General features: G+C 66.4%; 8 protein-coding genes. 4 read left to right on the forward strand and 4 right to left on the reverse strand.

What is annotated here, in order from left to right:
• Position 1: 1 nt before the first annotated feature.
• Positions 2-403 (reverse strand): MerR family transcriptional regulator, encoded by a 402-nt coding sequence (locus VMS96_09130; GenBank protein HVP43585.1) that lies wholly within the window; start codon positions 401-403, stop codon positions 2-4.
• 403 nt (positions 404-806) lie between these two features.
• Here VMS96_09130 and VMS96_09135 point away from each other — a divergent pair, with 403 nt between their 5' ends.
• From VMS96_09135 to gluQRS, 4 genes are read left to right on the forward strand one after another with little or no spacing between them, the layout of a single operon-like run.
• Positions 807-1,364, forward strand: a complete 558-nt coding sequence (locus tag VMS96_09135; GenBank protein ID HVP43586.1) for a DUF1572 family protein — start codon at positions 807-809, stop codon at positions 1,362-1,364.
• Positions 1,365-1,384: 20 nt separating this feature from the next.
• Positions 1,385-1,711 (forward strand): hypothetical protein, encoded by a 327-nt coding sequence (locus VMS96_09140; GenBank protein HVP43587.1) that lies wholly within the window; start codon positions 1,385-1,387, stop codon positions 1,709-1,711.
• Positions 1,712-1,768: 57 nt separating this feature from the next.
• The gene (gene tdh / locus VMS96_09145; protein ID HVP43588.1) at positions 1,769-2,827 is read left to right on the forward strand and encodes an L-threonine 3-dehydrogenase; all 1,059 of its coding nucleotides are present in this window, start codon (positions 1,769-1,771) and stop codon (positions 2,825-2,827) included.
• 5 nt (positions 2,828-2,832) lie between these two features.
• Positions 2,833-3,696: a tRNA glutamyl-Q(34) synthetase GluQRS gene (gene gluQRS / locus VMS96_09150; protein HVP43589.1), complete on the forward strand. Its 864-nt coding sequence runs from the start codon at positions 2,833-2,835 to the stop codon at positions 3,694-3,696.
• 113 nt (positions 3,697-3,809) lie between these two features.
• On the opposite strand, the gene VMS96_09155 is transcribed toward gluQRS, so the two are convergent.
• The 3 genes from VMS96_09155 to VMS96_09165 all read right to left on the reverse strand — a co-directional run bounded on the left by VMS96_09155 (position 3,810) and on the right by VMS96_09165 (position 8,190).
• Positions 3,810-4,163: a hypothetical protein gene (locus VMS96_09155; protein ID HVP43590.1), complete on the reverse strand. Its 354-nt coding sequence runs from the start codon at positions 4,161-4,163 to the stop codon at positions 3,810-3,812.
• A gap of 165 nt (positions 4,164-4,328) precedes the next feature.
• Positions 4,329-6,575 (reverse strand): DUF6600 domain-containing protein, encoded by a 2,247-nt coding sequence (locus tag VMS96_09160; protein HVP43591.1) that lies wholly within the window; start codon positions 6,573-6,575, stop codon positions 4,329-4,331.
• A gap of 244 nt (positions 6,576-6,819) precedes the next feature.
• On the reverse strand, positions 6,820-8,190 hold the full coding sequence (locus tag VMS96_09165) for a sigma-54 dependent transcriptional regulator (protein HVP43592.1): 1,371 nt from the start codon (positions 8,188-8,190) through the stop codon (positions 6,820-6,822).
• Positions 8,191-8,325 lie beyond the last annotated feature (135 nt).

The raw sequence follows: 8,325 nt of genomic DNA on the forward strand, positions 1-8,325 counted from the left end.
ATCAGCGGCGGGCGGAGAGCAGGGTGAGCAAGTCCTTGAGCCCGGCGCGCACCTGCCGCAGCGAGCTGGGATCGGGCGGCGCCAGGAATGGCAGCGCACTCTGCGACTTCGGCCCCCGCGCATCGCGGGACAGCACTTGCCGTGCCCCGGCGATGGTGAATCCCTGGTCGTAGAGCAGTTGCTTGATGCGCAACACGCTCTCCACATCGCGCCGGCGATACATGCGCTGCCCAGTGCTGGACTTGGTGGGCTTCAACTGGGGGAACTCCGTCTCCCAGAAGCGCAGGACGTAGGCGGGCAGGCGGCACAGGCGCGCCACCTCGCCGATGCGGAAGTAGAGCTTGTCGGGGATGACGACCTCGGCGGCTTTCTTCCGGGCGCGTGACTTGGCGGCAGTAGCCATGGGAAAGTTGACGACGAGGCGTAGCGGGATAGTAGTGCGTGCGGCGGCAAGTGGCAATCAGAAAAAAGTAGTCAGGAGTCGGAAGTCAGCGAGCACCGACTACTGACTCTCGACTCCTGCTCAACAAGAAGGCCGCCTCTCGGCGGCCGGTGGAATTCTCAACAGGCTCCCTATGTAGGCGCGAGGTCGTGCCTCGCGTCAGTGTTTCTTTTTCTTCGATTTTGCTTTCTTCTTCATCGTGGGTCGCATTCCCTCCGTTGGAGAAATCTTCCTGGGACGATCGGGGCCCGCATCTCAGGCCCAACATATTGGGTACCAGAGACCTGCTATCCATGATATTGGGGTCAATGCGAAACCCTGTCAACAGAAATCCGCATCGCCGGCCTCGGGTACACTGCCCTCCATGGCCGACGACTCCGGAACCCGCTACCTGGATGAAGCGCGTCGCAGCCTGCGAGGCAACAAGCGGCTGGCGGAAGGCGCGCTGGCCCAGGTCAGTGACGAAGAATTCTTTCGCGTGCTGGACGACGGCGAATCCAACAGCCTCGCCGTGATGGTGAAACACATCGCCGGCAACGCGCACTCGCGCTTCACCGATCTCCTCACCACCGACGGCGAGAAGCCGTGGCGCCTCCGCGACCGCGAATTCGAGATCGGCAAGGACGACACCCGGGCCCGCCTGATGGAAGTCTGGGAGGCCGGCTACAAGATCGTCTTTGGCACCATCGCGTCGCTCAAACCGGAGGACCTGGCCCGGACGGTGACCATCCGCGGCGCCGAGCACACGGTGCTGCAGGCGATCCATCGCGCCACCGCGCATTACGCCTACCACATCGGGCAGATCGTGTTCTTAGCCAAGCACTGGCGCGGCAAGGACTGGAAGACGCTCAGCATTCCGCGGGGGAAGTCGGAGGAATACGGGCAGGAGATGAAGCAAAAGCTGCGCGAGCGCGGCCAGTGATCCCTTTTCAAGGAGGGCGCATGTTCAGACTCAAGTCGATGGGTGTGATGTCCGTGGGCAAGATGATGGCGGTCATTCAAGGGGCCATCGGGCTGCTGTTCGTGCCGATCTTCCTGATCGCCGGCATGGCCGGCGCCCTGGCGGGCAAGGGGCAAGACGCCATCGCCGGCGGCGTGATGCTGGTCCTGGCGGTGATGATGCCGGTGTTCTACGCCGGCATCGGCTTCGTCATGGGGGTCGTCACGGCGCTGATCTACAACGTGGTGGCCGGCAAGATCGGCGGGATAGAACTGGAACTGGTCGCGCCTTCCGCTGATGTCAACCCGATGGCGCAGGTCCCCCGGTAGGGCGCGGTGCTAAAATCAAGTGTTTGGCATTCATACCGCGCACTCATCAGGTGACTCATGGCTGAGACGATGCTGGCGGTGGTGAAACCGCACCACGCCCCGGGGACAGAGATCCGCGAGGTCAAGATCCCGAAGTTCGGACGCACCGACGTCCTGGTGAAGGTGAAGGTGGCGTCGGTCTGCGGCACCGATCTGCACATCTACAACTGGGACAAGTGGGCGCAGCACCGCATCCATCCCCCGCTCATCCCCGGCCACGAGTTCTGCGGCGAGGTGTTCGCCTTCGGTGACGAGGTCACCACGGTCAAGGAAGGCGACTTCGTCTCCGCCGAGATGCACGTGGCCTGCGGCAAGTGTTTCCAGTGCCGGACGGGCGAGGCCCACATCTGCCAGAACGTGAAGATCATCGGCGTGGACGCCGACGGCGCCTTCGCCGAGTTCGTCTGCATCCCGGAATCGAACATCTGGAAGCTGGATCCCGAGATCCCGCAGGAGTACGCCTCCATCCTCGACCCGCTGGGCAACGCGGTGCACACCGTGATGGCGGGCGAGATCGCGGGCAAGACCGTGGCCATCACCGGCTGCGGGCCCATCGGCCTGTTCGCCATCGCGGTAGCGCGGGCCTGCGGCGCCACCAAGGTGTTTGCCATCGAGGTCAACGAGTACCGCCGCCGGGTGGCCAAGAAGATGCACGCCGACTTCGTGCTCGATCCCGGCAGCCAGGATGTGCGCGCCATCGTCAAGGACGAGACCGACGGCGTGGGCGTGGATGTGGTGTGCGAGATGGCCGGGCATCCGGACGCCATCCGAACAGGCTTCGACATCGTGCGCCGCGGCGGGCGCGTGTCCCTCCTGGGCCTGACCTCCAAGCCGATCTCGCTGAACTTCTCCGAAGACATCATCTTCAAGGGCATCACCATCCAAGGCATCAACGGCCGGCGCATGTACCAGACCTGGTACCAGATGACCGCGCTGCTGAAGGCCGGCAAGCTCGACCTCCATCCGGTCATCACCGACCGCCTGGCGATGAGGGACTTCGCCAAGGGTATGGACCGGCTGAAGACCGGCGAGGCCAGCAAGATCCTGCTCTACCCCGACGGCGTGAAGTTGAAGTAGCAGCCGTGGCGTATCGCGGTCGCCTCGCACCCTCCCCCACCGGACTGCTCCACCTGGGGCACGCCTGCACCTTCTGGGCCTCATACCAGCGCGCACAGCAGCACCAGGGCACGCTCGTCTTGCGCAACGAGGACTTGGATCCGCAGCGCTCCCGCCCCGACTTCGCCCAGGCGATGATGGAGGACCTGCGCTGGCTCGGCATCACCTGGCAGGAAGGTCCCGACGTCGGCGGTCCGTTCGCGCCCTACGTCCAGAGCCAGCGGCGCGACCACTACCTGGCGGCCTGGCGGACGCTGCGCGACCGCGGCGTGCTCTATCCCTGCGCCTGCTCGCGCAAGGAGCTGGCGCAGACTGCGGCCGCTCCGCAGGAAGATGACGACGAGCCGCTCTATTCCGGGCGATGCCGGCATCGCTTGTCGGAGGCGCGCAATCACCAGCAGCCTCAGGGCGTGCACTGGCGCTTCCGGGTTCCTGACGGTGAAGAGGTCGCATTCGTCGATCTGCGGCAGGGCGAGCAGCGCTTTGTCTCCGGCAAGGACTTCGGCGACTTCGTGGTCTGGCGGCGCGACGATGTCCCCGCCTACCAGCTGGCGGTGGTGGTGGATGATGCCGCCATGCAGATCACGGAAGTGGTCCGCGGCGCAGATCTGCTGAAGTCCACGGCCCGCCAGATCCTGCTGGCCCGCGCCCTCGGCTTGCCTGTCCCGGCGTTCTACCACTGCGACCTGGTCCGCGACCAGCACGGCGTCCGGCTGGCCAAGCGCCACGACGCCCTGAGCTTGCGCGCACTGCGCCGGGCGGGTGTTTCGCCGGAGGAGGTGCGAAGGCGTTGTGCATCGGCTCCATGGCGTCATGCTGAGCGGCTTTAGCCGCGAAGCATCTCGCGTGCAGGGCTCGCAAATCGTCCCCGTGAGATGCTTCGGGCCTTAAAGGCCCTCGGGATGACGCCTGCAGTAAGGGTCGCTCAGGATGCGAATAAGGATCAGCGGTTCTGGTCCAACTGCTCGCACCAGAAATCGGCGATCATGCGGCGCTGCGCATCGCCGGGGGCGATGAAGTCGAAGATGTGCAGGAATCCCTGGCGCTGCCGCACGCTGGCCATGAGCTTCACCGGCGTGTTGGTCGGCGCCAGGATGAACTCGATAGAAAAGGTCTCGCCCAGCGGCAGCTCGCCGGCGATGACCGCGCCGAAACCGGTCTCGTTCAGGCTGGAGCAACGTCCCCGCGCCACCCGGCTGGCGCCACGCAGCACAGAAAAGCGGAGGTCCACAGAACGCTTGGGGAAGCGCTTCACGTAGGTCCGTTTCGACGGGGTGGCGTCGGGGAGCGAGGCCACAGGCTGGTTTTCCTCCAAGAAGACTTCAGGCGGGTGAACGATAGCCCGAACTGGTGGCTCCCTCAAATCGCCGAAGTCCATGCCTCTTGGTAACGCAGCGAGGGGCCACGCTACTACGGGGGCAGAAGTCAGCCCGGAACGCATGGTTCCGGGCTGACCTCGGGCTTAGCGGAAACGGTTGCCGTGGGGTCCGCCGCCGGAAGAACCCTTTTGCGAACCCCCGCCGCCACCGGACGATCCCTTACCGCCGCTATGGGATGGGGCGCTGTAACCACCGTGGCCGCCTGACGGGCCGCCGGAGGAACGAGGCGTCACGATCGGCTGCCGCAGGTTGAGCGGCGGCCGGGAGCTGGGAGCAGGCTCGCCGCGATACGCCGGGGCGCGGTACTCGCGCGAGGATCCCGGGCCGCGGCTCTCGCTGCTGGGACTGGCCGGCGTCCAGCGCTCCGACGGTCGTTCGGGGCTCACGGCTCGGCCCGGAGTCTCTACTGGTTGGCTCTGCGGTTCGAAGTGACGCCACCCCGCCCCGCGGTCGGGCGAGGGCTCGGAGCGGGCAGGGGCGGTCGTCGCCGGGGCGGCTGGACGCGTCTCGCGGGACTGGCCCGACGGGCCCGTATTGCGGCGCTCACCCTGTCCGCCGGGCTCCGAGAACTTGTGCCAGCCGTAGCGGTCCGAAGTCGTCTGCTGGTCCTGGCGCGCCGCCTCGCTGCGGGTCGCGGCTGAGCTCGAAGGATAGGAGCGCATCGGGTTCGGGCTCTGCTCGGCGCTGCGCACGGGCTGGCTAGGCGCCGCTTCCGAGCGATCGAAGCGCCGCCAACCGTTGGGCGTCGCGGGCTGTGCCGCAGCCGGGCCCCTCAAGGGCTGCTCGCTCTTCACGGCGCTCTCCGGTCCACCCCGAACGCTGCTCTGCGCCCCGGTCTGCGCGCGCTCCGGCCGAAACTTGGGATCGCGCCCGATGGCGCGCTCCACTTGCGCGGCTTGCCGCGCGAAGCTCTCCGGCGCCGCCGGCTGCCTTTGGCTGAAGAAACGCTCCGGCTTCGCACCGGCGTGGAACGTAGTCGCGCTCGCCGGTCGGTTGGTGGCGGAGAGATTGTCTTTGGTGGGCACCAGGGGCAGGTTCCCGGTCATCATCCGGCCCTCACGGAAGACCTCGCCGCTGACCGGCTTGGCCGCGGAGCGCCCGGTGCCAAACTGCTCCGTGGGCACGGTCGAGATCGCCTCGCGCACCCGCATGTCGGTGCTCGCCTGCCGCAGGTTGGAGAACCGGTCGCCCCGGTGCAGGGGCGCGATGCCGCCATAATTCTTCACGTTGGTGATGTTCGTGATGTTGGTGATGTTGGTGACATGCACCGCGTTGAAGTGCGACCGGTAGTGTCCCCACCAGGGATAGAAGCGGTCGCAGGGACCGATCGGGAGCCAGCCGATGGAGCCGAAGCCGAAGCCGACACCCCAGTGGCTGCCGAATCCGAAGAACGAGACGTAGGCCGGAGCCCAGATCGGCCGGTAGTAGTGATGCACCGGGCCCGGCCACCAGTACCACGAAGAGTTCCAGTGGAACCAGCGGCCGTAGTGATACGGCGCCCAGCCCCAGGGCTCGTACGACACCCAGGTCCAGCCCCAGTAGGGCTCCCAGACCCAGCGGCCCGCGCGATAGGGCGCCCAACCTGCTGACACTACCGGCGCCCAAACCAGACCGTAATCCGGGACATCCACCCAACGCCCGTAGGCGTCCAGGTCCTCGCTGCCCACGTAATAACGGTTGGTGTGTCCCCAGGACTGCGCGTTGCGGATCACGCCATCGCGCTCGTTGTTCCAGGAATCCCAATCGTCCTTCGACGGCGCGCTGACCAGCTTGTATTCCGCCTCATCGGCGGTACCGCGCACCACGGCTGACTGCCCCTTCTCCAGGCGGGTGCTGCCCTGCGGGGTGGAGATGTCCGCCGATCCCTTGCGCACGATCACCTGGGTTTCGCCGGTATCCACCTGGACCCGATACACGCCCTCGCGCGACGTAGGACGGATGGCCACATTCGGCGTATCGATCTCGATCTCGGCCTCGCCTTCCTTGAAGACGCTGTAGTAGGCGAGGCCTCGGCCGACCTGCACCTGCACCTGGGTGCGGGTGAGCGTCGCCACCTTGGCCTCGGCGTTGTTGCCCAGGCGGAGGATGTTGGCATGGTCGAGCTGGATTTCGGCGCGGGAGCGGTCCCCGGTGGAGACGCTGTCGCCGGCGACCACCGGCTGGTTCAGCGCTGCGGCCGCCCAATCCCCGGTATCACCGCGCTGCGACGAGACGTCGCCGTGAATCAGGCTGACGCGCGCCACTCCCGGCGAAACTTCCACTTGTGCGCTGGCCGTCCCTAGAAATGCCAGCGCCACCATGCAAATCACGAGAACAAGATTGCGTTTCATGGCCCACCTCGGTTGGCGCGGGCTCCCGGGATCGAAGGAGTTCGCGCACTACCGTGGAGTGCAATGCCATTGCCATACTCGGAGCCGGCAAGTGGTTTGTTTTCAATGTGTGGAGGAAGCTCGGCACGGCTGGGTCTGGCCGCCTTCGGCCAGCAGTGGCTGAATTCGGCCACTTGGTCAGACTCCTGACGAAACTGGCGTGGCGCGGCCGCCCCCGGCCCGCGACCGTCCCGCAGGGACGCGGTCAGGGCTCTTGGTCGTCGTCTTCAATGCCCATCTTCGACAGGCGATAGCGCAGCGCGTTACGCGACAGGCCGAGTTGGCGCGCCGCCTGGCTCTTATTGCCGTTAGCGCGGCGCACTGCCTCGCGGATGATCTCATCCTCCCACTGGTCCAGGGTCATGCCTTCGGGCAGCATCGGAGCGCCGCCGTTCAGAACCTTGGGGCGCAGGGCGTCGAGGTGGATATCGCCGGCCTCGATGGTCGATCCGCGCGCCAGCGCCGCGGCGCGCTCCACGATGTTCTGCAATTCGCGCACATTCCCCGGCCAGTGGTGCTGCATCAACAGCTTGAGCGCATCGGGCGCGAGGCCGCGGAACTCCTTGCCGACCTCCGCCGACGCGCGCGCCAGGAAGAGGTTGGCCAATTCCGGGATGTCTTCCTTGCGCTCGCGCAGGGGCGGAATGTCGATGGGCACGACGTTCAGCCGGTAATAGAGATCTTCGCGGAATGTGCCCTCCTCCAGCGCGGCGCGCAGGTCGCGGTTGGTGGCCGCCACCAGCCGCACGTCCACCTTGAGCGTGCGCGTGCCGCCCAGGCGCTCGAACTCGCGTTCCTGCAGGACGCGCAGCAGCTTCACCTGGGTGCTGCCCGGTACATCGCCGATCTCATCCAGGAACAACGTTCCCTTGTCGGCCAGTTCGAACTTGCCCGGCTTGCTGGCGGCCGCCCCGGTGAACGCGCCTTTCTCGTAGCCGAATAGTTCGCTCTCCAGCAGGTTCTCCGGGATGGCGGTGCTGTTGATCTTCACGAACGGCCCGGCGGCTCGGCGCGAGCGCTCGTGGATGGCGCGCGCGATCAGGTCCTTGCCCACCCCGCTCTCGCCGCCCAGCAGGACGGTCGAATGGGTGGCCGCCACCCGCTCCACCATCGCCAGCACTTCCTGCATCGGCTTGCTGCGGGCCACGATGTTGGGATGCTGATAGCGCTGCTGCAGCGCCTCGCGCAGGGAGCGGTTCTCCTCGCGCAGTTGGCGGACGTCGAGTTCCTTGCGCACCACCAGGCGCATCTCGTCGAGCGAGAACGGCTTGAGCAGGTAGTTGCTGGCGCCGAGCTTCATCGCCTGCACCGCCGTCTCCACCGTGCCGAAGGCGGTCATCACCACCACCGGCAGTGCAGCGTTGATGCGCTTCACCGCCTGCAGGAATTCCATCCCGTCCATGCCCGGCAGCTTGACGTCGGTGATCACCAGGTCCACGGGCGAGCTGTGCAACAGCTTGAGACCGGTCTCGGCATCGCCCGCGCCAAGGGTGGTGAAGCCGTCCTCGCCCAGGTTCAGCTCCAGCAGCCGCCGCATTTTGGGCTCGTCCTCGACGATGAGGATGCTGGGCTTCATGCGCCGCTCCCCTTCTCTGCCGTCTCCGCCGCCGGCAGATAGATGACGAAGCAGGCGCCGGCATCGGGCACGTTCTCCAGCCGGATGCTGCCGCCATGCTCGTCCACGATCTTCGACACGATGCTGAGGCCCAGC

The sequence above is a fragment of the Terriglobales bacterium genome (assembly GCA_035543055.1).
Classification (GTDB): Bacteria; Acidobacteriota; Terriglobia; order Terriglobales; family Acidobacteriaceae; genus JAIQFD01.